Origin of the sequence: Arthrobacter zhaoguopingii, from assembly GCF_009828605.1 — a bacterium.
GTDB classification, from domain to species: domain Bacteria; phylum Actinomycetota; class Actinomycetes; order Actinomycetales; family Micrococcaceae; genus Arthrobacter_D; species Arthrobacter_D zhaoguopingii.
Genome location: NZ_WIAE01000007.1, coordinates 1 through 22,167 on the forward strand (window position 1 = coordinate 1; position 22,167 = coordinate 22,167).

Sequence of the window (22,167 nt, forward strand, 5' to 3'; positions counted from 1 at the left end):
GGACGCAAGTCCACCGCCCGCCGTTGCGTTTAAGCACTTTCTTTGTAGCTGTCCCACAAAATGGAGCTTCTTGGGGGAAAACCGTATGCTCGGTTCATGCCGCTCCCCGACAGCCCTGCTTCCCCGCCCCGGACCGCCGGGGCCGCCAGAGGGTCATCGGCGGCACCGCCGGATCCCGACACCGTGGAGCGGCTGCGCTCGAAGATCGGGGCCCTCTCCACGGCCACCCTGAAGCAGCTCGACTCCGACCTCCCCTGGTACCGCGGGCTGCGCCCCGACGAACGCTCGGCGTTGGGCATGGTCGCCCAGAAGGGCATCGCTTCCTTCGTCAACTGGTACCAGCGGCCCGTCTCCCCGGCCTGGGTGCTCAGCGATGTCTTCGGCACCGCCCCGACGGAGCTGACACGCTCGATCAGCCTGCAGAAGGCGCTCCAGCTGATCCGCGTCGTGGTCCAGGTGGTCGAGGACCAGGTGCCCTTCCTGGCGCCGCCGGCCGATCAGGCACCGCTGCGCGAGGCGGTGCTCCGCTACTCCCGCGAGGTCGCCTTCGCCGCCGCCGACGTCTATGCCCGAGCCGCCGAGACGCGCGGATCCTGGGACACCCGGCTCGAGGCCCTTGTGGTCGATGCAATCCTGCGCGGTGAAAGCTCCGATGCCCTGCGCTCCCGCATCGCCGCGGTCGGGTGGAACGCCACCGGCCGCATCACCGTGATGGTGGGCAGCGCCCCACCCGAACCCAACGCCGGCTTCCTCAACGAACTGCGGCGCGTCACCGGGAGGCTGGCGGAGGACACCCTCGTCGGTATCCAGGGCGACCGGCTCATCCTGGTCCTCGGCGGTGTGCACGAGCGCGATGCCTCCTACGCCCGCCTCAGCGAACTGTTCGGGCCGGGGCCGGTGGTGTACGGCCCGGAAGCGGAGTCCCTCGTCGCGGCGAGCAGCTCCGCGCAGGCCGCCTTCGCCGGCCTCACCGCCGCAAAGGCATGGCCGACCGCGCCCCGGCCGGTGTCAGCGGAGGACCTCTGGCCCGAGCGCGTCGTCTCCGGTGACGACTCGGCGCGGAAGGCCCTGGTCCACAACATCTACCTGCCGCTGATCAACGCCTCAAACGGCCTTGAACAGACCCTTTCCGCCTACCTGACGCTGGGGCACTCCCTCGAGGCCACCTCACGTGCGCTGTTCGTCCACGCCAACACCGTTCGGTACCGGCTGCGCCGGGTCTGTGACGTCACCGGATGGGACCCGCTGCTCCCCCGGGAGGCGTTTGTCCTGCAGACGGCCCTGGTCGTCGGGCGGCTCTATCAGCCCCCCAAGACCTCCCCGGAGCGGTCGCCGACCCGGTCCGGTTAGGGCTGGACCTTGTAGAGTTCCTACAAAGCGTCCGCCGCAGCTTGGTTAGACAAAACACCCGAGAAAGCACCGCCGATTTGGAAAGCTGGAAACGTGCTCGCAATCGCCTGCCCCGGCCAGGGGTCCCAAACGCCAGGATTCCTCAGCCCGTGGCTTGAACTGCCCGGCGTCGCCGGTCACCTCGCCCTCCTCAGCGACCAGGCCGGCGTGGACCTGGTCAAGCACGGCACGGTTTCCGACGAGGACACCATCAAGGACACCGCCGTCGCCCAGCCCCTGATTGTTGCCGCTGGGCTGGTCGCGGCCCGGGTGCTCCTCGAGAACCGCCCAATGACCGCCGGGACCGTCGTGGCGGGCCACTCGGTGGGTGAGCTGACCGCCACCGCCATCTCGGGCGCACTCACCGAGGCCGATGCGATCGCCTTCGTCCGCGTCCGTGCCACCGCCATGGCCGAGGCCGCCGCGGCCGTGCCCTCCGGCATGAGCGCCGTCCTGGGCGGCAATCCCGACGACGTCGCGCAGGTCCTGGACCGGCTCGGCCTCACCGCGGCGAACGCCAACGGCGGCGGCCAGGTGGTGGCCGCCGGGACGTTTGAGCAGCTCGCCGCCCTCGCCGCCGATCCCCCTGCCAAGGCCCGGGTGATCCCGCTGAAGGTCGCCGGCGCGTTCCACACCTCGCACATGGCCCCGGCCGTGACCGCGCTTGAGGCCCTGCGCCCCTCGCTCACCCCTGCCGAACCCCTGCCGACTCTGCTCTCCAACTACGACGGGCAGCCGGTGAGCACAGGCGAGGCGAACCTTGACAGCCTCATCGCCCAGGTGTCACGCCCGGTCAGGTGGGATCTGTGCATGGCGTCAATGCAGGAAATGGGGGTGACCGGCATGCTGGAGCTCGCCCCGGCGGGGACCCTGACGGGGCTGGCGAAACGCGGAATGCGCGGTACGGCCGCATTGCCCGTAAAATCTCCGGAGGACCTCGACGCGGCCCGCGCCTTCATCGACGAGCATTCGCGTCTCCTGGATACCGACTCATCCCTGGCAGAAGGACATCAGTGAGCACTCCGGCTCTTCAGCAGGCCCCCCTGCGCGACTACACCCGCATTCACGGCGTCGGGGCGTACCGGCCCGAGGTAATCGTCACCAATGACGACGTCGTCCAGTGGATCGATTCCTCCGACGAATGGATCCGCCAGCGCACGGGCATCGTCACCCGGCACCGCGCTCCACGCGACGTGAGCGTCATCGACATGGCCGAGGCGGCCGCGCGCGAGGCCCTGGCCAACGCCGGCATCGACGCGAAGCAGCTCGGCGGGGTGCTCGTCTCCACAGTGACCCACCCCTACGCCACTCCCTCGGCGTCCGCGCAGCTCGCGGACCGTCTCGGTGCGACCCCCGCCCCGGCGTACGACATCTCCGCGGCCTGCGCAGGCTACTGCTACGGGATCGCGCAGGCCGACGCCCTCGTGCACGCCGGTACGGCGGAGTACGTCCTGGTCGTCGGCGTTGAAAAGCTCTCGGACTTCATCGACAACTCCGACCGCACCATCTCCTTCCTGCTGGGTGACGGCGCGGGCGCCGTCGTCGTCGGCCCGTCGACCACTGCGGGCATCGGCCCGTCGGTGTGGGGCTCTGACGGCAGCAAGCACGAGTCGATCCGCATGACCCGGTCCCTCATTGACATCCGCGACTACTCCCTCGGCGCCCTCGCCGCTTCGGACGGCGACGACGAAGCCGCCGACCCCGCCGCGGAGCAGGCCTCCCTGTGGCCCACCATGCGCCAGGACGGCCCCACGGTCTTCCGCTGGGCGGTGTGGGAGATGGCCAAGGTCGCCCAGCAGGCACTCGACGCGGCGGGCATCACTGCCGACGACCTCGCGGCCTTCCTGCCACACCAGGCGAACATCCGTATTATCGATGAGATGGTCAAGCAGCTGAAGCTTCCCGAACACGTGAGCGTGGCCCGTGACATAGTCGATGCGGGGAACACCTCCGCTGCGTCGATTCCGCTGGCCATGCACCGGCTGCTGAAGGAACAGCCGGAACTGAGCGGCGGGCTCGCCCTGCAGATCGGTTTCGGAGCCGGGCTTGTCTTCGGCGCCCAGGTCGTCGTCCTTCCCTGACTTTCCACGCCCAAACTGCCAACGGCGGTTTGACCCAACCACGCCGGGACAGCCCGGCAGTAACAGAAAAGGAGCCACTATGGCTAACAACGAAGAAATCCTGGCCGGTCTGGCCGAGATCGTCAACGAGGAAACGGGCCTCGCTCCCGAGTCCGTCCAGATGGATAAGTCCTTCACGGACGACCTCGACATCGACTCGATCTCCATGATGACCATCGTCGTCAACGCCGAGGAGAAGTTCGGCGTCCGCATCCCCGACGAGGAAGTCAAGAACCTCAAGACCGTAGGCGACGCTGTCACCTTCATCGCCGGCGCGCAGGCGTAGCACCTGCTCCGCGAGGAGCGACGGCGGCAGCCTCCGGCCCGAGCGCCGGAGGCAGCCGCCCACACCCTGGGTTCCCGCCGGAAGGCGTGAACCGACCCAACGCTTTGAAAGAGTGACCCCATGCCCCGCAAAGTAGTCATCACCGGCCTCGGTGCGACAACGCCCATCGGCGGTGACGTGCCCACCATGTGGGCGAACGCCCTCAAGGGTGTCTCCGGTGCTCACACCATCGAGGCCGACTGGGTCCAGAAGTACGAACTGCCCGTCACGTTCGCGGCCCAGATCTCCACACCGGCCACCGACGTCCTCACGCGCGTCGAGGCCAAGCGGATGGATCCCTCAACCCAGTTCGCCGTTGTCGCCTCCCGGGAAGCCTGGCGCGACTCCGGCATTGAAGAGGTCGACCCGGACCGCCTGGCCGTTGCCTTCGCCACCGGCATCGGCGGAGTGTGGACCCTGCTCGATGCCTGGGACACACTGCGCGACAAGGGCCCCCGCCGCGTCCTGCCGATGACCGTGCCCATGCTGATGCCCAACGGCCCGGCCGCCGCCGTCAGCCTCGACATCGGAGCGCGCGCAGGCGCGCACACCCCCGTCTCGGCCTGCGCCTCGGGCACCGAAGCCCTCCACCAAGGCCTCGAACTGATCCGCTCCGGCAAGGCCGACGTCGTGATGTGCGGCGGCGCCGAGGCGGCGATCCACCCCATGCCGATGGCCGCCTTTGCCTCAATGCAGGCCCTCTCGCGGCGCAATGACGACCCCGAGCACGCCTCCCGGCCCTACGACCTCAACCGGGACGGTTTCGTCATGGGTGAGGGCGCCGGCGCCCTGGTGCTCGAGGCCGAGGAGCACGCCCTCGCCCGCGGCGCCCGCATCTACGGCGAACTGGCCGGCACCTCCGTCACCGCCGATGCGTACCACATCACCGCGCCGGACCCGGGCGGACTGGGCGCCACCCGCGCCCTCAAGGCCGCATTGTTCGACGCGCGGGCCCTGCCCTCGGACGTCGTCCACGTCAACGCCCACGCCACCTCCACGCCGGTCGGTGACAAGCCCGAGTACATTGCGCTGAAGGAAGCGCTCGGCTCGCACGTCGGCAACGTGGCGGTTTCGGCCACCAAGTCGCAGACCGGCCACCTCCTCGGCGCCTCGGGTGCCGTCGAGGCTGTCATGACCGTCATGTCCGTGTACGACCGGAGCGCTCCGGTGACGATCAACCTGGAGAACCAGGACCCGGAGATCCCCCTCGACGTCGTCACCTCCGAGCGCAAGCTTCCCGACGGAGACATTGTCGCGCTGAGCAACTCGTTCGGCTTCGGCGGCCACAACGCCGTCGTCGTCATTCGGAACGTCTAGCCCCGCTAGCACGAGAGAAGGGCACCCCCATCCGGGGGTGCCCTTCTTTTGTGCTATGGACTTTTGTGTTGTGGAATTGCGGCCGGGCTTCGGCTTGAGTGCCCGATGCCCGATGCCCGGCGGATGCCTGGCTGGCCGCTGCAGCGTGCCTGTTAGCCGACCTGGTGGAGCCAGCGGACGGGAGCGCCTTCGGCTGCATGGCGGAACGGCTCGAGTTCTTCGTCCCAGGATTCGCCGAGCGCTAGGGACAGCTCGTTGTAGACGGCCGAAGGATCGCCCGCGCCTGCCTCGTAGGCGTAGCGGATGCGGTCCTCGGAAACCATGATGTTCCCGTGGACGTCGGTGGTGGCGTGGAAGATGCCGAGCTCGGGGGTGTGGGACCAGCGTCCGCCGTCAACTCCGGCGCTCTGCTCCTCGGTGACCTCGTAGCGGAGGTGCGCCCAGCCGCGCAGTGCCGAGGCAAGCTGCGCTCCCGACCCCTGGGGGCCGGACCAGGCGAGCTCGGCGCGGTGCATTCCGGGCGCGGCCGGCTGAGGCCTCCAGTCCAGGTCGGCCCGCTTGTCGAGCACCGACCCAATGGCCCACTCGACATGAGGGCACAACGCGGAAGGGGCTGAGTGCACGTACAAAACACCGCGGGCCATCACAACAGACATTCCATCCTCCATAGCTTTAGGTACGTCTTCCCCAACGACCTGCATGGCAGATGAAACGGTGCAGCTTTGCGTGTGCTTTGACGACACTGCCCTATGTGCAGTGTGCCGGATGACTAACTAGGAATCATTGTGCCGTACAACTCACCGGAGCGCCACTGTAACTACTCAGGGAATTGTAAAAACTACTTGCTTTCCGGCGAGCCCCTTAATTCCGTTCCACCGGACGTATCATGCGCGGGGATGTGACTGCTCGTAACTCCGGCGCAACCGGTCCACCGAGACGTGCGTATAGATCTGGGTGGTGGCAAGGCTGTTGTGGCCGAGAATTTCCTGCACTGCCCGAAGATCAGCGCCGCCGTCGAGGAGGTGTGTGGCCGTGCTGTGGCGGATGGCGTGCGGCCCCGAGGCCGAAGTTCCGCCGAGCGCGGCGAACAGTTTTTGGACGATGCTGCGCACCGCGCGCTGGTCGATCCGGCCGCCGCGGCGGCCGAGGAAGACGGCCGGTCCGCTGGCTGCTGTGGAGAACTGGGGGCGGCCGCGCCGCAGCCAGTCATCCAGCGCGTGGGCCGCAGGCACTCCGAAGGGAACCGTCCGCTCCTTGTTGCCCTTGCCGAGCACCGTGAGGGTGCGCCGCTCGGTGTTGAGGTCGTCGATGTCCAGTCCGGTCAGCTCTCCGACGCGGATGCCGGTGCCGTAGAGGAGTTCGACCATGGCCCGGGCCTGAAGGGCGCCTCCCTCCCCCGCCGCAGCCGCCTCCTCCAGGGAGGCGAAGATAGAGTCAAGCTGGGCTCGGGTGACGACGTGGGGCAGCGACTTTTCCCGTTTCGGCGCCCGCAGCCGGAGGGCGCGGTTGACCGAAATCAGTTCTTCGCGCTCGGCCCAGGCCATGAAGCTGCGGGCCGTCGCCGCGCGGCGGGCGATGGTTGAGCGGGCCAGCCCCGAACTGTCGAGCGACCCCAGCCACGCCCGGAAGTCGCTGAGCTCGACGTCCTCAAGTCGTTCGGTGCCCCGGCCCTGGACGAAGCCCAGCAGCAGTTCGAGGTCGGTCAGGTAGGCCCGGACCGTGTGCTCCGAGCGGTTCCGTTCGGCCTCAAGGTACCGCCTGTACCTGTCGACCGCGTCGGCGAACGACGGTGCGAGGTCGGCCGGGGGCTTGCCTGAGGGAGTCTTCGAGACAGCGATGTCCAGCTCCCTTCCGGCTTTGTACAGTTCTCGGACCTCTACTCTGCTCCTTCCTGGTGACCGCGTCCAACAGGCGCTCCGGCCACGAGGTCCCTTTGTTTTCTGGTGGATCTCCCTCGCCCGGCGGCGCCCCCCGAGGGGCCCGCTCCCGCCATAGCTCTCAGGGCCGAACCCTGCGCCGCAGCGCCCCCCGCAGTTTCCCCGGCCACGGGCGCCTTGCTTTCTGCTGGGCTTGTCGCCGTGCTCTCTCCGCCAATGACAGTCGCACTTTCCCCTGCGATGACCGGCCCGGCCGCGATCCCTGGATTACCTACTTCCCCGGCAGCGCTCCATGCTGCTTTGACCCCCTCCGAAACGGCCGCTCCTTCGAGGTCAAGCAGGAACCGTTTGGCGTCGATCCCAGCCGCATAGCCCGCGAGCGCCCCGTTTCCCGCAACGACCCGGTGGCCGGGGATGAGGATCGACAGGGGATTCGCCCGTACCGCGGCACCGACGGCCCGGCCCATGGCGGGGTTACCCAGTGCCGCGGCGATGCTTCGGTAGGTGCGTGTCTGACCGTAGGGAATTCGAGCGACGGCGGCCCATACCCGATGCTGGAATCCCGTGCCTGCTGGGAGAAGCAGCAGTTGGAAGGAGCGCCGGGCTCCTGCGAAGTACTCTTCGAGCTGTCGGGCTGCGTCGAGCAGGACTACGCCCGCATCCCTTCCCATAGAGCCTCCGTGCTCCCTTGGTACGATTCCGCTCGATTCCGTGCCGGCGGCAGCGCTCGGCTCGCTGCCTGGTGGGGCCCCTGCCTTCGGGTGTCCGGCACCCTGGTGAGCCGGCCGGTGTCCCTGCCAGGGCTCCCCCAGCAGCACCACTCCGGGCTGCGGGTCGTGCCGTTCGTGGTAGGCGCCGACGAGGCCGCCTTGTGCCGCCACAAGAATCAAGCCGCCGATAGGACTTTCAATGCGGTAATGCTGTCTCATAGCAGATTCTCCTCGTTCTTCTTGAGGTGCAGGTTTTTTGCGGTTTCTTCAGTCAGGATTTCAGTGCCCGCCTCCACCCGTCCGGGCCGCGGAGGGCAAGGCCTGCGAGCTCGAGGCGCGCCAGCCCGGCTAGGACGTCCCGTGATCCGAGCCCGGCCACTGAGGCGAGCTTGTCGATGGAGGAGTAGATCCTCAGCGGGAGGGCATCGAGCAGGAGGATGTCCTGGACGGCCAGTCCATCGTGGTCGCTGGACGGAACGGACACCTCGGTCTCAGGGTGGGTCCCGAGTGGACCAGCGAGCTCAGCCACCTCGGACGCATCCGTCACGCAGATGGCGCTGCCGTCCCGGAGGAGCCGGTGGCAGCCAGCGGAATTTGCTGAGTAGACCGAGCCCGGGACGGCTCCCACTGGGCGCCCGAGCCCGGCGGCGTGGTGGGCAGTGTTGAGGGCACCAGACCTCCACCGGGCCTCCACGACAACAGTCGCGGCACCCAAGGCTGCGATGAGCCGGTTCCGCGCCAGGAAGCGCCATCGGGTAGGGGAAGAACCCGGCGGAACCTCCGAGATGACGAGTCCATCCCGCGCGACGGTGCGCAGCAGTTCCTCGTTGCCTGCCGGGTAGTAGCGGTCCACGCCGCAGGCCATGACGGCGACCGTCGGAGGCTGGGCCGTCCCTGAGGTCCCCAGCGCCGCGCGGTGGGCCTGGGCATCGATGCCGTAGGCGCCGCCGGAGAGAACGGTGAGGCCCTTCATGGCCAGGCCGGATGCTATTTCGGCCGTGACCGAGACACCGTAGTTGGTGCTGTCGCGGGATCCCACGAGCGCCACCATCCGCTGGAGCGGGGGTACCTCAGCCGGTCCGCGGACCCACAGGCACACCGGTGCTGCAAGCTGGAGGTCCTCAAGGGCGGCCGGCCAGTCCTCCGCTTCAGGGGTCAGCAGGCGCCCGCCGAATCGAGCCAGGGTCGCGAGGTCACGCTCGGGGGCCAGATCGTTCCGGCGGGGTGCCCAGCGTTCGAGCGCGCGGTCAAGCAGGTGGCCCCGGCTGTCGCCCGGCGCGAGCAGCTCCTGGATCTCCTGCCTCAGGTCGCCGGACGCTCTCAAACCTCCGGTGGCAATGCGGAGTGCATCAAGAGGACCGGCCGCGGCCACCAGGGCGAGCCCGACGGCATCCGAAGGTTCGAACAGCCGTGACAACGCTGCGCGCGCGATCGCGGTACTGCTCTCCTGGGCGGCGTTCATGCGGCACGCTCCTGCAGACGAAAGCCCAGCGCCACCGACACGTCGTCAGGGTCGGGGCGAACGTGTCCGGCGAGATCCGAAACGGTCCAGGCGACCTTCAGCACCCGATCCCAGCCTCGGGCGCTGACCAGGCCGCGCTCCAGGGCCTTGTCCAACGCTGCGGTTACCCCGCGCGGCAGACGGAGTTCATCCCGTAGGATCCGGCCTCGAATCTCGGAATTGGTTGAACATCCCCAGCGGGAAAGCCGCTGAGCCTGGGCGCTCCTTGCCGCGTGTACCCGAGCGGCAACGGCGGAGCTGCTCTCCCCTGCCGTCCCACTGACATAGTCGTTCAATGCAACCCTGTTAACGGCAAGCTGCAGGTCGACGCGGTCGAGCAAGGGACCGGACAGCCGGTTGAAGTAGCGCCGGCGCTGCTGTGCCGTGCACTGGCATTCAGTACCCTTCCCCGAGGCCAGGCCGCACGGGCACGGGTTGAGGGCGAGCACGAGCTGGAACCGGGCGGGGTAGGCCGCCGTTCCAGCAGACCGGTGGAGCACCAGGGAGCCACTCTCGAGCGGCTCACGCAGGGCCTCAAGCACCCTCCGCTCATACTCGGGCGCCTCATCGAGGAACAGCACGCCCCGGTGCGCGCGGGAGGCCGCCCCGGGTCGCGGTATGCCACTCCCACCTCCGATGATGGCTGCCGCCGTCGCCGTGTGATGGGGGCTCTCAAAGGGCGGCCGCCGCCGAAGGGTATTGCACGGCGTACCGCTGAGTGAGTGAATGGCCGTGACCTCCATGGCGTGCTGGTCATCAAGGTCGGGCAGGATGCCGGGCATCCGTTCGGCGAGCATCGTCTTTCCAGCACCGGGTGGACCAACCATCATCAGGTGATGGGCGCCGGCGGCAGCGACCTCCAGGGCGAACCGTGCCTCAGCCTGACCTGCAACATCCGCAAGATCGCGTTGCGCTCCGGTTTCCGGCTGGGCAGGGTCCGCCTCCTGCTGCTCGGGCTCACTTCCACTGAGCGACTGCACGGCAGCAGGATCGGCACCGTATGCCAGAAGCACCTCGGCAAGGGAACGGTAACCCCATACCGCGGCGCCCGGCACGAGTGCGGCCTCCGCGCGGTTGCCGACGGCCACGACGACGTCGCTGTATCCTGCGGATACGGCCGCCATGACCGCCGGAAGGACGCCTCGGATGGGGCGGAGGCGCCCGTCCAGGCCGAGTTCGGAGAGGAACACCGTGCGTCCGCAGCCCCGAACGTCTCCCGCGGCAGCCAGCGCCGCCATCACGATAGCAAGGTCGAAACCGGAACCACGCTTGGGAAGCGACGCCGGGACGAGGTTCACGGTGATCTTGCGGCGGGTGAGGGGAACCCCGGCGTTCCGTGCGGCCGCCCGGATCCGGTCCTTCGCCTCATTCAGGGACGCGTCAGGCAGGCCAAGGAGGACGAACGCCGGCAGGGTCTGGCCGATGTCGGCTTCGACCTCCACGATGTAGCCGTTGAGCCCTACCAACGCGACCGAGTACGTGCGGCCCAGCGCCACCTAGATCACCGCCCGGATGTGTTCGATCTGGGGAGTGCCCGCACCGTCATCGAGGATGGCCACGGCATCAACGCGGAAGCCGGCGAAGCGCTGCCGGTGCGCCCGGGCCCACTTGGAGGCCAGCACATAGAGCCGCTCCAGCTTCGCCGTGCTGATCGCCTCCAACGGGTGCCCGAAATCCTGGGAGCTGCGCGTCTTGACCTCGACGATGACCAGGGTCGCTCCATCCACCGCCACCAGATCGATCTCCCCGGTGGGACAGCGCCAGTTCCGGTCCACCACCTGCAGCCCCCGCGCTTCAAGGAACTCCGCAGCGGCCGCCTCGCCGCGCCGTCCCAGGTCATCCTTCGCCGCCATCGACGCCACCTCCACCACCAGCATGGGAGGTTCCCGAGTGAATCCGACCCGCTGTAGCCGCTATGTGGATAACCCGTCGGTCCGGGTCGGCTGCGGCCCAGCGGGCAAGCCAGAGCTACGCCAAGGAAGAATGCAGTTGACCGGCGCCATGAAGCTCGAAGGCGAGTAAGCTCGCATGCTATAAAACCGGCTCATCAACCGCGCACGAGGAGGGACCAGCAATGACACCCATCGAAGACAGGACGGCCGAAGGGTCGGAGGCGGACCAGCTTGAGCAGCGGGCCCCGGTCGCTGCGGACAGCGGCGAGGATGATGCCGGCGCCGGAGTTTTCGCCGTAGGAAACGGTGGCTCGGAAGCCGACGTCCTTGAACAGTCGGTCGACCTGCCCGAGGATTCCGATTCGGAGTACCCGCGGGACAGCGACGAGGAATAGCCGCGGCTGAGGGTCGGCCCGGCGCTGCGGACGGGCGCGCCGCCCAAGGACGGGCGCGGCCGCCAGAATTGAAAGACTAGCCCCCCAGCGGCCCGTCCTTGGGCAGAGCGAGGTCGTCCGACTTCGAGAGCTCCTCGACATTGACGTCCTTGAACGTGATGACCCGGACGTTCTTCACGAAGCGCGCCGACCGGTACACGTCCCACACCCAGGCGTCCTGCAGGGTGAGGTCGAAGTAGACCTCACCGTCCGCGGAGCGTGCCTGCAGGTCGACGTGGTTCGCAAGGTAGAACCGCCGCTCGGTCTCGACGACATAGCTGAAGAGACCCACGACATCGCGGTACTCCCGGTACAGCTGGAGCTCCATGTCGGTTTCGTAGTTTTCAAGATCTTCGGCGCTCATGAATCCATCATCCCCCAATTTCGAGGCCGGGGACTCCCGGCCGTTCGGTGCTTCCCAGCCGCCAGGACCGGCGGTGGTAGTTGGTTGGTCCGCGGCCGTCGATGGCGGCCCGGTGGGCGGCCGTCGCGTAGCCCTTGTTGACCTCCCAGCCGTACTCCGGGTGCTCCCGGGCCAGCGATGTCATCAGGGCATCCCGCTCGACCTTGGCCAGAACGCTCGCGGCCGCCACGCTGAGGCAGTCGAGGTCGGCCTTGATGCGGGTGGTGACCGGCGAGTCGCAGCCGGTGGGCTCGGGTCCGGTGTCGAAGAGGCTGCCCTGGCCGCCCGCCGAGAGCCAGTCATGGTTGCCGTCGAGAATGACGGCGTCGGGCCGGACGGTCGCCGAGACCTGCTCCCACGCCCGGTTGCCCGCCGCCCGGAGGGCGGCCATCAGCCCGTCGGCGTCGATCTCCGCCGCACTCGCATGCCCGACGCCGTAGGCGGCGGCCCAGCGACGGATCCGCGGCACCAGGGCGGTCCGCTCGCCGGCCGAAAGGAGTTTGCTGTCCCGCACCCCGCGCAGTCCCCGAGCCGCATCGAGGTCGATCACCACCAGGCCCACCGAGACGGGACCGGCGAGGGCCCCGCGGCCCACCTCGTCGCACCCTGCAACATACCGGTGGCCGGCCTGTGTGAAGGTGCGCTCGAAGGACAGCGTCGGTGCCTTGGAACGGGCGGTGCGGACCGAGGCCATCAGTTCCCCGATGCGCCTTCGGCCGGCGCGGGGATGTTCTCGAACACCTCGGGGTAGCTGTCGAGGACGGAGGCGTTGCCGAGGGGCCAGGCGATGACGGAGGCCTTGCCTTCGATGGCGTCGACGTCGATGAACCCGCCGTCCTTGTCCTGGTTGGCCCGCGAGTCTGCCGAGGCGTTGCGGTGATCCCCCATCACCCAGATCTCGCCCTCGGGGACGGTGACGTCGAAGGGGGTGTCGGACGGCGCGGCCCCCGGGAAGAGGTACGGCTCGTCGAGCGGTTCCCCGTTGACGGTGATGCGCCCGTCGGCGTCGCAGCATACGATCCGGTCGCCCTCGAGCCCGATAACGCGCTTCACGAGGTGCTGCTGCGACTCGTCCGGGGCGAGCCCCACGAACACGAGCGCTTCGCTGAGCCAGCTGGTGTCGGAGTCGGCCGCCGCTTCGGGGAGCCAGCCTTCGGTGTCCCGAAACACGACGACGTCCCCGCGCTCGAGGGCAAAGGGCTCGGGCACGAGTTGGTTGACGAAGATCCGGTCGTCGATCTGCAGCGTGTTCTCCATCGACCCCGAGGGGATGAAGAAGGCCCGGAAGAGGAAGGTCTTGATCAGGAAGGACAGGACGAGGGCGATGACGACGATCGTCGCGATCTCCTTGAGCCAGCCGAGGAAGCCGCCGCCCTTTCCGCCGGAATCCTTCGCTGCGGCCCTGGACCCTGCACCGGCAGAAGATCCAGCACCGGCAGCCTCCGGGCCCGTCGCTGCGCCGTCGGCGGGTACGGCGTCGGGTCCGGCGGGGGTGGCACCGGCCGGCTGCGGGCCGCCGGCTCGGGCGGCCGACTTCCAGTGGAAGCGTCGTGGCATTTAGGAATTCCTCTGCATCTTGGCCGGCGGTGGAGCTGCCGTTCTGTTCCTGGTGAATCTCTGGTGCGTTCCGCTCAACGCCCTCCCCCGGTCATTCGATGGCGCCGGCCCGGTCCAGCGGCCACACCAGGTGCTCCGCCCGCCCCAGGACGCGCTCCTCCGACACGAATCCGCCGCCCGGAGCGCCGAGCAGTGCGCGCGAATCGGCCGATTCGGAGCGGTGATCACCCATCACCCACAACCTACCCTCCGGAACGGTGACGTCGAAGGGAGTCTCGCTGGGCGCGTCGCCAGCGGAGATGTACGGCTCGTCGAGGGCCCTTCCATTGACGCTCACCCGGCCATCCTCCCCGCAGCATTTCACCTGGTCGCCGCCGACGCCGATGACCCGCTTGACGTAGACGGTATCCGACCCGCGCAGCCCAAGCCACTGCCCCACCATCCCTGCGGCCTTCTGGGCCGTACTGCGCGGATCGCTGATCGGATCGAAGGACCCGCGTCCGTCAAAGACGATCACGTCGCCCCGCTGGATCGGCCGGTCGCCGAAGGCGCTTTTGCTGACGAGGATGCGGTCGCCCTGGCGCAGCAGGGGTTCCATCGAGGCCGACGGAATGAAGAACACGTCGATGACCAGCGCCCGCAGGACGGAGGTGAGCACGATGGCGAGAATCAGGACCGGTAGCACAAAACGCCAGCCCCACACAGGAGACCGGCGTTTTGTGTGCTCCCGGGCCGCGGGCCCGGGAGCTTTGTCTTTCCGCACCAAAAACGGGTTACTTGACCGTCTTGGGATCGCGCTTTTCCTTGATCTTGGCTGCCTTGCCGCGCAGATCACGCATGTAGTACAGCTTGGCGCGGCGCACGTCACCCTTGGAGACGACCTCGATCTTGTCGAGGACCGGGGAGTGAACCGGGAAGGTACGCTCCACACCCACACCGAAGCTGACCTTGCGGACGGTGAAGGTTTCGCGGATGCCGTCACCCTGGCGTCCGAGAACGAAGCCCTTGAAGATCTGAACACGGGTGTTCTTGCCTTCAATGATGTTCACGTGGACGTTGATGGTGTCGCCGGCGCGGAAGTCCGGGATGTCGTTCCGGAGTGAACCGGCGTCGACCGAGTCGAGAATATGCATCTTTATACTCCTGGTGAACGCCACAGGTCATTCACGTTGGTCGCAGCGGTCAAGGCCGGTGAAGCAGGCAATTACCGCCGAAGAGAGTTAGCCGGCTGCACCGCTACCCGGGGCCGGCGTGCCGAGCTGTTGGCTGCGCTCCCCCTGTGGCAGGGGCGGGCCCAGCAGGCACAAGCCCCAATTATTCCATAGAGAACAGGCAGGGGCTAATCTGCGGCGTCCGGGCGGGGTACGAGCCGCCCGTCCACGATGTCGATGCCCGCCTTGGCCAGGGCGCTACGGTCGGCCGCGGTGAGCGAGGGGACGTCGATGGCGTCCAGCAGGTCCGGGCGCCGGGCGGCAGTGCGGAGGAACTGCTCGGTGCGGCGGAACTCGGCGATCTTCGCGTGGTTGCCGCTGAGCAGCACGGGTGGGATGCCGCGGCCGCGCCAGAAGGAGGGCTTGGTGTAGACGGGGTATTCGAGCAGCCCGTCGGCATGGGACTCCTCGACGAGGGATGCGGGGTTGCCGACGACGCCGGGGATGAGGCGGCCGACGGCCTCGACCATGGCGAGCACCGCCACCTCTCCCCCGTTGAGGACGTAGTCGCCGAGGCTGACCGGCAGCACGTCGAAGGACTCCGACGCCCAGTCCAGCACGCGCTCGTCGATGCCTTCGTAGCGGCCGCAGGCGAAGACGAGGTGCTCGCGCGCAGCGAACTCGTGGGCCAGAGCCTGGTTGAACACCGTCCCGGCGGGTGAGGGCACCACCAGGAGGGGACGCGCGCCCGCCGGACTCTGCTCGGAGATCGAGAGAAGCGAAAGCGCCCACGGTTCGGGCTTCATGACCATTCCTGCGCCGCCCCCGTATGGGGTGTCGTCAACGGTGCGGTGCTTGTCGACGGTGAAGTCCCGCAGGTCGTGGACGTGTACATCGAGCAGGCCGTCCTTCCGGGCACGGCCGATCAGGGAGACATCGAGGGCCGCCAGATACTCCGGGAAGATCGTGACGACGTCGACGCGCACTATCGGCCTTCCCCGGCCGCCCGGGTCGCTTCGTCGGGCAATCCGTTGACCCCGCCGTCCAGCTCGTCCTCGCCGTCATCCGGCGCCGAGTTGGAGCCGGGCAGGTTCAGCTCGAACAGGCCGGCGGGCGGGTTCACCGTGACGAACCCTTCCTCGGGGTTCACCTCGGGGACGATCTCTCCGACGAACGGAACGAGGACCTCGTGGCCGTCGGCGAGCTCGACGACGAGCAGGTCCTGGACGGTCATGGTGCGAAGTGCCGTCACCTTCCCGACGACGTTCCCCTCATGGCGCACGTCGAGTCCCACGAGTTCGTGTTCGTACCAGGCGTCGTCGTCCTCATCGTCGGTGGTGTCGCTGTCGATGAAGAGGGTTCCGCCGCGGAGGGTCTCGGCCGTATTGCGGTCGGGCACCTGCTCGAAGGCAACGATGAGCGTGTCCTTGTTCCAGCGGGCCTTGGCCACCGTCAGTTCCGGCAGCGCGATGCCCTCGGCCCTGAAGACCGCCCCGGGCTCGAAGCGGTCCTCAGGCGCGTCGGTGAACAGCTGGACGGTGACCTCACCCCGGATTCCGTGGGGCTTGCCGATCCTTGCGACGAGTACTTCCATGGTGCTGCTCCTGCGCTCCCGTGAGGGACATCGGGGGTGGAAAAATTCTTGGCCAAATGGGTTCGGCCCCATCACCATCTGTTGGTGAGGGGCCGAACGGTAAAGCAGGGGTGCGGGCTCAGGCGTGCCGGCGGTCGGTGTCGACGACGTCGACCCGGACCGGCTCGCCGTCCGCAAGTGCTGAAACGACGGTGCGCAGGGCGCGTGCCGTGCGGCCCTGGCGGCCGATGACACGGCCCAGGTCCTCCTGGTGGACCCTCACTTCGAGGGTCTCGCCGCGGCGGTTGCTCTTTGCGGACACCTGGACGTCGTCCGGGTGATCCACGATGCCGCGGACGAGGTGCTCCAGCGCTTCAGCAAGCAACTTACTCGGCCTCGGGTGCTTCCGCAGCCTCGTCGGCCTTCTTGGCCTTGGGGGTGATGGCCTCGGGGACGATCACTGAACCCTTTTCGGGAGCAACGAATGCTTCCTTGGGTGCCTTGGTCCGCAGAGTGCCTTCCTGGCCCTCGAGGCCCTTGAACTTCTGCCAGTCACCGGTGATCTTCAGCAGTGCCGAGACCTGCTCGGTCGGCTGGGCGCCGACGCCGAGCCAGTACTGCGCACGGTCGGAGTTGATCTCGATGAACGAGGGCTCCTCGGTGGGGTTGTACTTACCGATTTCCTCGAGGGCACGGCCATCACGCTTGGCGCGCGCATCCATGACGACGACACGGTAGAAGGGTGCGCGGATCTTGCCCATGCGCTTGAGGCGAATCTTTACGGCCACTTGTGTGGTCACTCCTTGATAATGAAAGGGGCGAACCCGTCATCCTGCTCCCGTGGGGCGGGCCATTCGGAGGGGTTCAAAGGACACAATTCACGCACAGAGAGAGGGGCTGCACGGATCGAGTACGAATCTATTGTGCCAGACGGTGGGGTGTTTGGGCGATTCCTGCGGCGGGCGCGCCTCCAACGACCCTAATGCTGTTGTTCCACGGGTCGCGGAAGCGCAGTTCCACCCCCGTCGAGTGCCGCTCGATGCCCGCGAACCGCAGCCGGTCCGCAAGTGCGTCGACGTCGTCGGCGGCCGGCACGGTGATGAGGACCTCGCCGAGCCCCAGGGTGTCCTGCCGCGGCCCGGCCCCGCGGCTGTTCCAGACATTCATCGCCATGTGGTGGTGGTAGCCGCCGGCGGATACGAAGAGTGCCTGCCCGTGCCAGCCCGCCGTGCGCTCGAAGCCGAGCGTATCGACATAGAAGGCCTGCGCGGTGTCGATGTCCCCGACCTGGAGGTGGACGTGCCCGACGCCGGCGCCGGCCTTCCGCAGCCCGCCGGCGGCCGCTTCGGTCAGGTGGTCGGTGAGGTACTGAGCCGGAGGCAGGGCCCGGTTGTCCATGATGATGCTCCGGGACGGGCCGGTGCCGGTCCACTGCCACGTCGTCCGCGGTTTGTCGAAGTACAGTTCGACCCCGTTGCCTTCGGGGTCGGTGAAGTAGAACGCCTCGCTGACGAGGTGGTCGGCGCTTCCGACATACCGGCTGTCCGGATGGCGTGCGGCGCTGGCCACCGTGGCCGCGAGATCCGTCCGGCTGCCGAACAGCAGGGCGGTATGGAACAGGCCCGCCTCCGTCGGCGCCGGAAGGCGGAGCCCGGCGGCCGGGGCGAGGTGGATCAGCGGGGTGGACCCGCGCCCCAGGTACAGCCCGGCCGGGTCACGGCCGTCGGGTCCGGCAAGCTGCTCGAGGCCAAGGGCGTCGGTGTAGTAGCGGGCCATGGCATCCAGGTTGCCGACCTTGAGCGTGACGGTTGCCATTCCGGTGTTCTGCGGCAGCAGATCGATGGGCATGGTCTCCTCCTCGGGTTGAAAGCCTCTGGTGGTATAACACTTGAAGCTTCAACTTATTCCCCGGCCGGAAGGTCAGGCAGCGGACGAGCGCAGAAAGTCCCGGACCACCCGGTCCCCTTCGTCGGTGTCGTGGGGGCGGTGGGCTCCGGGAGTGACGCGGTGGACGGCCCCGGTGCCCGCAAGGTAGCCCGCGACCTCCTCGTACAGCGGCTCCCAGCCTCCGGTCAGCACCAGGGTGGGTACACCCGGGACGATGTGCAGCGGCGCGGTCCACGGCGGGGCCTGCAGCCGCAGGCGCCGTGCGCTGCGGCGCTCGTCCTCGGTGGTGGGCTGCTCGGCCTCGGCCGCATAGAGCAGCCGGACGAACTGCTGGAGGAACTGCTCGTCGGAGAGCTCGCCGCGCTGCTCGAACAGGGGGGTGACGAGTTCGATATGGGCGGCCGTGACAGGCAGGTCGGCGGTGAGCGACAGGCAGGCCGGTTCAATCAGGGTGAGCGAAAGGATCAGGTCGGGCCGCTCGACCGCGGTGATCATTGCCGAGATCGCGCCCTGGGAATGGGCCACCAGGTGGCCGCCGTCCCCGAGCGCCTCAGTGATGATGCGCTGATCCTCACCGTGGTTGGTCGGCAGTGGCTCAGCCTCGGCGTCGAAGCCGTGCCGGCGCAGGAAGAGGCAGTCGTAGTTAAGGGCCAATCCGTGCTGCCGCGGCCAGGCGGCCGCCCCGAATGAGCTGCTGCCATGGACGAAGACAATGCGTTCCTGCGTCATGCTGCCAATCTGTTGCCGTCCGCCCGCGCCCCGGCCCGCCGGCGGTGCCGGCAGGGCCGGACCGCCGCGGCCCGGGTCCGGTTCCTACTTGCCGAGGAACTTCTCGAAGCCCTTGGGCAGGTTCAGCGACGCCGGGTCGAAGTCACCGGCGTTTCCGAACGCTGCACCGGTCGGTGCGGCGCTGCGGGCCGCACTGCGCTTCGCCTCGGCTGCCGCGAGTTCCTGGGCGGCCTTCGCGGGGTTTCCCGAGCGGGCCTTCTTCTTGCCCTTGGCCGCGGCGGCCTTCTTGCGCTGGCCGCCGAACCCTCCGGGGCCGGCCATTCCCGGCATGCCCGGGATACCGCCGCCCGAGGCCATCTTGCGCATCATCTTCTGGGCCTGGCCGAACCGCTCAAGCAGACCGTTGACCTCGGAGACGTGCACGCCCGAACCGCGGGCGATGCGCGCACGGCGGGAACCGTTGATGATCTTCGGCGCGAGGCGCTCGTGCGGGGTCATCGACCGGACGATCGCTTCGACCCGGTCGATCTCGCGCTCGTCGAAGTTTTCGAGCTGCTCGCGCATGCCGGCGGCGCCGGGCATCATCATGAGCATCTTCTTCATCGAGCCCATGTTGCGGATCTGCTGCATCTGGGCCAGGAAGTCGTCGAGGGTGAAGTCCTCCTGATCGGCGAACTTCTTCGCCATCCGCGCCGCTTCGTCCTTGTCCCAGGACTGCTCGGCCTGCTCGATCAGGGTCAGAATGTCGCCCATGTCGAGAATGCGTGAGGCCATGCGGTCGGGGTGGAACAGCTCGAAGTCCCCGAGGCCCTCGCCGGTGGAGGCGAACATGACGGGCTTGCCCGTGACCGAGGCGACCGAGAGAGCGGCACCGCCGCGTGCGTCGCCGTCGAGCTTGGTCAGCACGACGCCGGTGAAGTCGACGCCTTCGTTGAACGCGAGCGCGGTGTTCACCGCGTCCTGGCCGATCATGGCGTCGATGACGAAGAGCACCTCGTCAGGGCTGATGGCGGCGCGGATGTCCGCGGCCTGCTGCATCAGTTCGGCGTCGACACCGAGCCGTCCGGCGGTGTCAACGATGACGACGTCGTGGAGCTTGGTGCGGGCCTCGGCCACGCCCTGGCGGGCGACGGCGACGGGGTCCCCGGTGGCGGCCTCGAATTCGGAGCTGACCCCCGGGTGCGGTGCGTACACCGGGACGCCGGCGCGCTCTCCGTTGACCTGAAGCTGGCGCACAGCATTCGGGCGCTGCAGGTCGGCGGCCACCAGCAGGGGGCTGTGGCCCTGGCCCTTGAGCCACTTGGAGAGCTTTCCGGCCAGGGTGGTCTTACCTGCGCCCTGCAGGCCGGCGAGCATGATCACCGTCGGCGGCGTCTTGGCCAGCCGGATCCGGCGGGTCTCCCCTCCGAGGATCCCCACAAGTTCCTCATTGACGATCTTCACGACCTGCTGGCCCGGGTTCAGGGCCTGGGACACCTCGAGCCCGAGTGCGCGTTCCTTAACGCTGGCGGTGAAGGCACGCACCACGGGAACGGCGACGTCGGCGTCAAGCAGGGCACGGCGGATTTCCCGGACCGTCGCGTCGATGTCAGCTTCGGTCAGGCGCCCCTTGCCGCGGAGGTTTTTGAACGTCGCGGTCAACCGGTCGGAGAGTGAATTGAACACAGGCCGTGAACTACTTTCATCGGAGGTTGGAAAGACTCAACCTCAAGGGTATCAAGGAGGCTGCGGAAGCGGGTCCGCCGGGCCCCCGCACGCGAGACATGAGCGCCCGAAAGTGGCAGGGTGTAGGGGTGAATACTTCTTCCCTTACAGAACCTGGAACGGTTGCCTCAACAACCGATAAGCGCGTCCGGACGCTCCTGATCCTCGGTGCCTCCGGTGACCTCACCGGCAGGCTCCTGCTGCCCGGACTCGCCCGGCTGATCCGTACCGGCCGGGCGAAGGGGCTCTCCCTCGTCGGGGCCGGGTCGGATCCCTGGGACGACGAAAAGTGGCGTGCCCGGATCGACGAATCGTTCGCGGCGGCGATGGAGGCAAGCGGTGAGCAGGGCAGGCGGGCCCTGCAGGAGGTGCGGGACACGAGCACCTACCACCACGCCGACGTCACGGCCGGAGGTGTGCTCACCGAGCTCGTCGCCTCCCTCGAAGGTCCCGTCGCGATCTACTTCGCCCTTCCCCCGACGGTGAGCCAGCTCGCCTGCGCGGCCGCCGCCGCCGCTCCCAATGGACTGCCCGCGGAGACGCGGCTCGTCATGGAAAAACCGTTCGGCACCGATAAGGAGTCGGCCCACCGACTGAACGTCAACCTCGCGGGACTTGTGCCCGAGCACAACATCCACCGGGTCGACCACTTCCTCGGCAAAGCCACGGTGTTCAACATCCTGGGCATGCGCTTCGCGAACCGCATCCTCGAGCCGGTGTGGAACAACCTCCACATCGAAAAGGTCGAGGTGATCTTCGACGAGGATCTGGCGCTGGAGAACCGCGCCCGCTACTACGACCGCGCCGGCGCCCTGCGCGACATGATCCAGAGCCACCTGCTCCACGTCATGGCCCTGCTGGCGCTCAACGCCCCCTCGACCCTCCATGAGCGCGACCTCCGCGACCATATCGGGTCGGTGCTGCGTGCCAGTTCGATCGATCTGAGCCATCCGGGCAGCAGCCGGCGCGCCCGCTACACCGCCGGCAGCATCAAGGGCCGTGAGGTGCCCGACTACACGGCGGAGCCCGGAGTCGACGGCTCCCTGGGGACGGAGACGCTCGCGGAGGTTGTGGTTTCGATCAACAATGACCGGTGGGCCGGTGTGCCGTTCATCCTCCGGTCGGGCAAGGCGCTGGGGATGAAGCGCAAGGAAGCCCTCATCACGTTCAGGCCCGTCAACCATATCCCGGACGGGTTCAAGGGAATGGACACCCCGACGCGTCTGCGGATCGGCTTCGGGCCCGACACGCTGCAGCTTGAACTGGACGTCAACGGGCCCGGCGACATGTTCTCGCTGGACCGCGCGACCCTGACGGCGGAGCTCAACGCAACCGATCTGCTGCCCTACGGGGAGGTCCTTGACGGGGTACTCTCCGGGGACCCGACGCTTTCGGTGCGCAGCGACATCGCAGAGGACTGCTGGCGCATCGTCGAGCCTGTCCTGGCGGCCTGGGCCGCCAACGAAGTGCCGCTCGAGGAATACCCTGCAGGTTCCCAGGGCCCGGAGGCGTGGGAGACCTCGAAGGTCGACACCACGCTCGAAACCCCCGTACTGCCCGACTGAAGGCGGGCGCGGCCCGACGCGCGGACCCGCCGG

At 68.1% G+C, this 22,167-nt stretch carries 25 protein-coding genes; 7 read left to right on the forward strand and 18 right to left on the reverse strand.

From position 1 onward, the window contains the following. Positions 1-96: 96 nt before the first annotated feature. The 5 genes from GVV77_RS10780 (at position 97) to fabF (ending at position 5,151) form a co-directional block, all read left to right on the forward strand. Positions 97-1,350, forward strand: a complete 1,254-nt coding sequence (locus GVV77_RS10780) for a PucR family transcriptional regulator (RefSeq protein ID WP_159618225.1) — start codon at positions 97-99, stop codon at positions 1,348-1,350. Between the two features lie 93 nt (positions 1,351-1,443). Further along, positions 1,444-2,406 (forward strand): ACP S-malonyltransferase, encoded by a 963-nt coding sequence (locus GVV77_RS10785; protein WP_159618227.1) that lies wholly within the window; start codon positions 1,444-1,446, stop codon positions 2,404-2,406. After that, positions 2,403-3,470: a beta-ketoacyl-ACP synthase III gene (locus GVV77_RS10790; RefSeq protein WP_159618229.1), complete on the forward strand. Its 1,068-nt coding sequence runs from the start codon at positions 2,403-2,405 to the stop codon at positions 3,468-3,470. The genes GVV77_RS10785 and GVV77_RS10790 overlap by 4 nt, the downstream gene beginning before the upstream one ends. Positions 3,471-3,549: 79 nt before the next feature. Beyond that, a complete protein-coding gene (locus GVV77_RS10795; RefSeq protein ID WP_120165357.1) occupies positions 3,550-3,795 on the forward strand; it encodes an acyl carrier protein in 246 nt (81 codons plus the stop codon). 120 nt (positions 3,796-3,915) lie between these two features. Beyond that, entirely contained in the window at positions 3,916-5,151 is a 1,236-nt protein-coding gene (gene fabF / locus GVV77_RS10800) for a beta-ketoacyl-ACP synthase II (RefSeq protein WP_159618231.1), read from the forward strand. 152 nt (positions 5,152-5,303) lie between these two features. On the opposite strand, the gene GVV77_RS10805 is transcribed toward fabF, so the two are convergent. The 6 genes from GVV77_RS10805 to GVV77_RS10830 all read right to left on the reverse strand — a co-directional run bounded on the left by GVV77_RS10805 (position 5,304) and on the right by GVV77_RS10830 (position 11,092). Next, on the reverse strand, positions 5,304-5,807 hold the full coding sequence (locus GVV77_RS10805; protein ID WP_159618233.1) for a DUF3145 domain-containing protein: 504 nt from the start codon (positions 5,805-5,807) through the stop codon (positions 5,304-5,306). A 228-nt stretch (positions 5,808-6,035) separates the two neighbouring features. Then, a complete protein-coding gene (locus GVV77_RS10810) occupies positions 6,036-6,989 on the reverse strand; it encodes a tyrosine recombinase XerC (protein ID WP_159618574.1) in 954 nt (317 codons plus the stop codon). Between the two features lie 38 nt (positions 6,990-7,027). Then, complete coding sequence (locus GVV77_RS10815) at positions 7,028-7,699, reverse strand: methylated-DNA--[protein]-cysteine S-methyltransferase (protein WP_201293216.1); 672 nt, start codon at positions 7,697-7,699, stop codon at positions 7,028-7,030. A 310-nt stretch (positions 7,700-8,009) separates the two neighbouring features. After that, a complete protein-coding gene (gene dprA, locus GVV77_RS10820; protein WP_159618237.1) occupies positions 8,010-9,200 on the reverse strand; it encodes a DNA-processing protein DprA in 1,191 nt (396 codons plus the stop codon). After that, positions 9,197-10,735: a YifB family Mg chelatase-like AAA ATPase gene (locus tag GVV77_RS10825; RefSeq protein ID WP_159618239.1), complete on the reverse strand. Its 1,539-nt coding sequence runs from the start codon at positions 10,733-10,735 to the stop codon at positions 9,197-9,199. Before GVV77_RS10825 ends, dprA begins: the two co-directional genes overlap by 4 nt. After that, on the reverse strand, positions 10,736-11,092 hold the full coding sequence (locus GVV77_RS10830; RefSeq protein ID WP_159618576.1) for a YraN family protein: 357 nt from the start codon (positions 11,090-11,092) through the stop codon (positions 10,736-10,738). It abuts the gene before it with no gap. Positions 11,093-11,313: 221 nt separating this feature from the next. Here GVV77_RS10830 and GVV77_RS10835 point away from each other — a divergent pair, with 221 nt between their 5' ends. Further along, positions 11,314-11,526 (forward strand): hypothetical protein, encoded by a 213-nt coding sequence (locus GVV77_RS10835; protein WP_159618241.1) that lies wholly within the window; start codon positions 11,314-11,316, stop codon positions 11,524-11,526. Positions 11,527-11,602: 76 nt separating this feature from the next. Here the strand turns inward: GVV77_RS10835 and GVV77_RS10840 are convergent, their stop codons facing one another. From GVV77_RS10840 to ffh, 12 genes are all read right to left on the reverse strand, one after another. Then, the gene (locus GVV77_RS10840; RefSeq protein WP_120165348.1) at positions 11,603-11,929 is read right to left on the reverse strand and encodes a DUF2469 domain-containing protein; all 327 of its coding nucleotides are present in this window, start codon (positions 11,927-11,929) and stop codon (positions 11,603-11,605) included. 7 nt (positions 11,930-11,936) lie between these two features. Continuing rightward, entirely contained in the window at positions 11,937-12,662 is a 726-nt protein-coding gene (locus GVV77_RS10845) for a ribonuclease HII (RefSeq protein ID WP_159618243.1), read from the reverse strand. After that, complete coding sequence (gene lepB / locus GVV77_RS10850) at positions 12,662-13,525, reverse strand: signal peptidase I (protein WP_159618245.1); 864 nt, start codon at positions 13,523-13,525, stop codon at positions 12,662-12,664. The genes GVV77_RS10845 and lepB (GVV77_RS10850) overlap by 1 nt, the downstream gene beginning before the upstream one ends. 91 nt (positions 13,526-13,616) lie before the next feature. After that, positions 13,617-14,288: a signal peptidase I gene (gene lepB, locus GVV77_RS10855; protein ID WP_425483357.1), complete on the reverse strand. Its 672-nt coding sequence runs from the start codon at positions 14,286-14,288 to the stop codon at positions 13,617-13,619. Positions 14,289-14,298: 10 nt separating this feature from the next. Beyond that, the gene (rplS, locus tag GVV77_RS10860) at positions 14,299-14,658 is read right to left on the reverse strand and encodes a 50S ribosomal protein L19 (protein WP_120165344.1); all 360 of its coding nucleotides are present in this window, start codon (positions 14,656-14,658) and stop codon (positions 14,299-14,301) included. Between the two features lie 206 nt (positions 14,659-14,864). Beyond that, on the reverse strand, positions 14,865-15,662 hold the full coding sequence (gene trmD, locus GVV77_RS10865) for a tRNA (guanosine(37)-N1)-methyltransferase TrmD (protein ID WP_159618249.1): 798 nt from the start codon (positions 15,660-15,662) through the stop codon (positions 14,865-14,867). Continuing rightward, entirely contained in the window at positions 15,662-16,270 is a 609-nt protein-coding gene (gene rimM / locus GVV77_RS10870) for a ribosome maturation factor RimM (RefSeq protein ID WP_159618251.1), read from the reverse strand. Before rimM ends, trmD begins: the two co-directional genes overlap by 1 nt. A 118-nt stretch (positions 16,271-16,388) precedes the next feature. Further along, a complete protein-coding gene (locus GVV77_RS10875) occupies positions 16,389-16,634 on the reverse strand; it encodes an RNA-binding protein (protein ID WP_120165341.1) in 246 nt (81 codons plus the stop codon). Position 16,635: 1 nt separating this feature from the next. Further along, positions 16,636-17,037: a 30S ribosomal protein S16 gene (gene rpsP / locus GVV77_RS10880; RefSeq protein WP_159618253.1), complete on the reverse strand. Its 402-nt coding sequence runs from the start codon at positions 17,035-17,037 to the stop codon at positions 16,636-16,638. A gap of 130 nt (positions 17,038-17,167) precedes the next feature. Continuing rightward, the gene (locus GVV77_RS10885; protein WP_159618255.1) at positions 17,168-18,097 is read right to left on the reverse strand and encodes a VOC family protein; all 930 of its coding nucleotides are present in this window, start codon (positions 18,095-18,097) and stop codon (positions 17,168-17,170) included. Between the two features lie 72 nt (positions 18,098-18,169). Further along, positions 18,170-18,865, reverse strand: a complete 696-nt coding sequence (locus GVV77_RS10890; protein ID WP_159618257.1) for an alpha/beta fold hydrolase — start codon at positions 18,863-18,865, stop codon at positions 18,170-18,172. A gap of 84 nt (positions 18,866-18,949) precedes the next feature. Then, entirely contained in the window at positions 18,950-20,530 is a 1,581-nt protein-coding gene (gene ffh / locus GVV77_RS10895; protein WP_159618259.1) for a signal recognition particle protein, read from the reverse strand. A 98-nt stretch (positions 20,531-20,628) separates the two neighbouring features. Between ffh and GVV77_RS10900 the strand changes: the two genes are divergently transcribed. Beyond that, positions 20,629-22,134 carry a glucose-6-phosphate dehydrogenase gene (locus GVV77_RS10900; RefSeq protein WP_159618261.1) on the forward strand — a complete coding sequence of 502 codons (1,506 nt, stop codon included), beginning with the start codon at positions 20,629-20,631 and terminating at the stop codon, positions 22,132-22,134. Positions 22,135-22,167: the final 33 nt, after the last annotated feature.

Coding starts and splice junctions, on each gene's coding strand:
- GVV77_RS10780 (WP_159618225.1), top strand. CDS start 97: ATGCCGCTCCCCGACAGCCCTGCTTCCCCGCCCCGGACCGCCGGGGCC.
- GVV77_RS10795 (WP_120165357.1), top strand. CDS start 3,550: ATGGCTAACAACGAAGAAATCCTGGCCGGTCTGGCCGAGATCGTCAAC.
- fabF (WP_159618231.1), top strand. CDS start 3,916: ATGCCCCGCAAAGTAGTCATCACCGGCCTCGGTGCGACAACGCCCATC.
- GVV77_RS10805 (WP_159618233.1), bottom strand. CDS start 5,807: ATGTCTGTTGTGATGGCCCGCGGTGTTTTGTACGTGCACTCAGCCCCT.
- GVV77_RS10815 (WP_201293216.1), bottom strand. CDS start 7,699: ATGGGAAGGGATGCGGGCGTAGTCCTGCTCGACGCAGCCCGACAGCTC.
- dprA (WP_159618237.1), bottom strand. CDS start 9,200: ATGAACGCCGCCCAGGAGAGCAGTACCGCGATCGCGCGCGCAGCGTTG.
- GVV77_RS10830 (WP_159618576.1), bottom strand. CDS start 11,092: ATGGCGGCGAAGGATGACCTGGGACGGCGCGGCGAGGCGGCCGCTGCG.
- GVV77_RS10835 (WP_159618241.1), top strand. CDS start 11,314: ATGACACCCATCGAAGACAGGACGGCCGAAGGGTCGGAGGCGGACCAG.
- GVV77_RS10840 (WP_120165348.1), bottom strand. CDS start 11,929: ATGAGCGCCGAAGATCTTGAAAACTACGAAACCGACATGGAGCTCCAG.
- GVV77_RS10845 (WP_159618243.1), bottom strand. CDS start 12,662: ATGGCCTCGGTCCGCACCGCCCGTTCCAAGGCACCGACGCTGTCCTTC.
- lepB (WP_159618245.1), bottom strand. CDS start 13,525: ATGCCACGACGCTTCCACTGGAAGTCGGCCGCCCGAGCCGGCGGCCCG.
- rplS (WP_120165344.1), bottom strand. CDS start 14,658: ATGCATATTCTCGACTCGGTCGACGCCGGTTCACTCCGGAACGACATC.
- rimM (WP_159618251.1), bottom strand. CDS start 16,270: ATGGAAGTACTCGTCGCAAGGATCGGCAAGCCCCACGGAATCCGGGGT.
- GVV77_RS10885 (WP_159618255.1), bottom strand. CDS start 18,097: ATGCCCATCGATCTGCTGCCGCAGAACACCGGAATGGCAACCGTCACG.
- GVV77_RS10890 (WP_159618257.1), bottom strand. CDS start 18,865: ATGACGCAGGAACGCATTGTCTTCGTCCATGGCAGCAGCTCATTCGGG.
- GVV77_RS10900 (WP_159618261.1), top strand. CDS start 20,629: ATGAGCGCCCGAAAGTGGCAGGGTGTAGGGGTGAATACTTCTTCCCTT.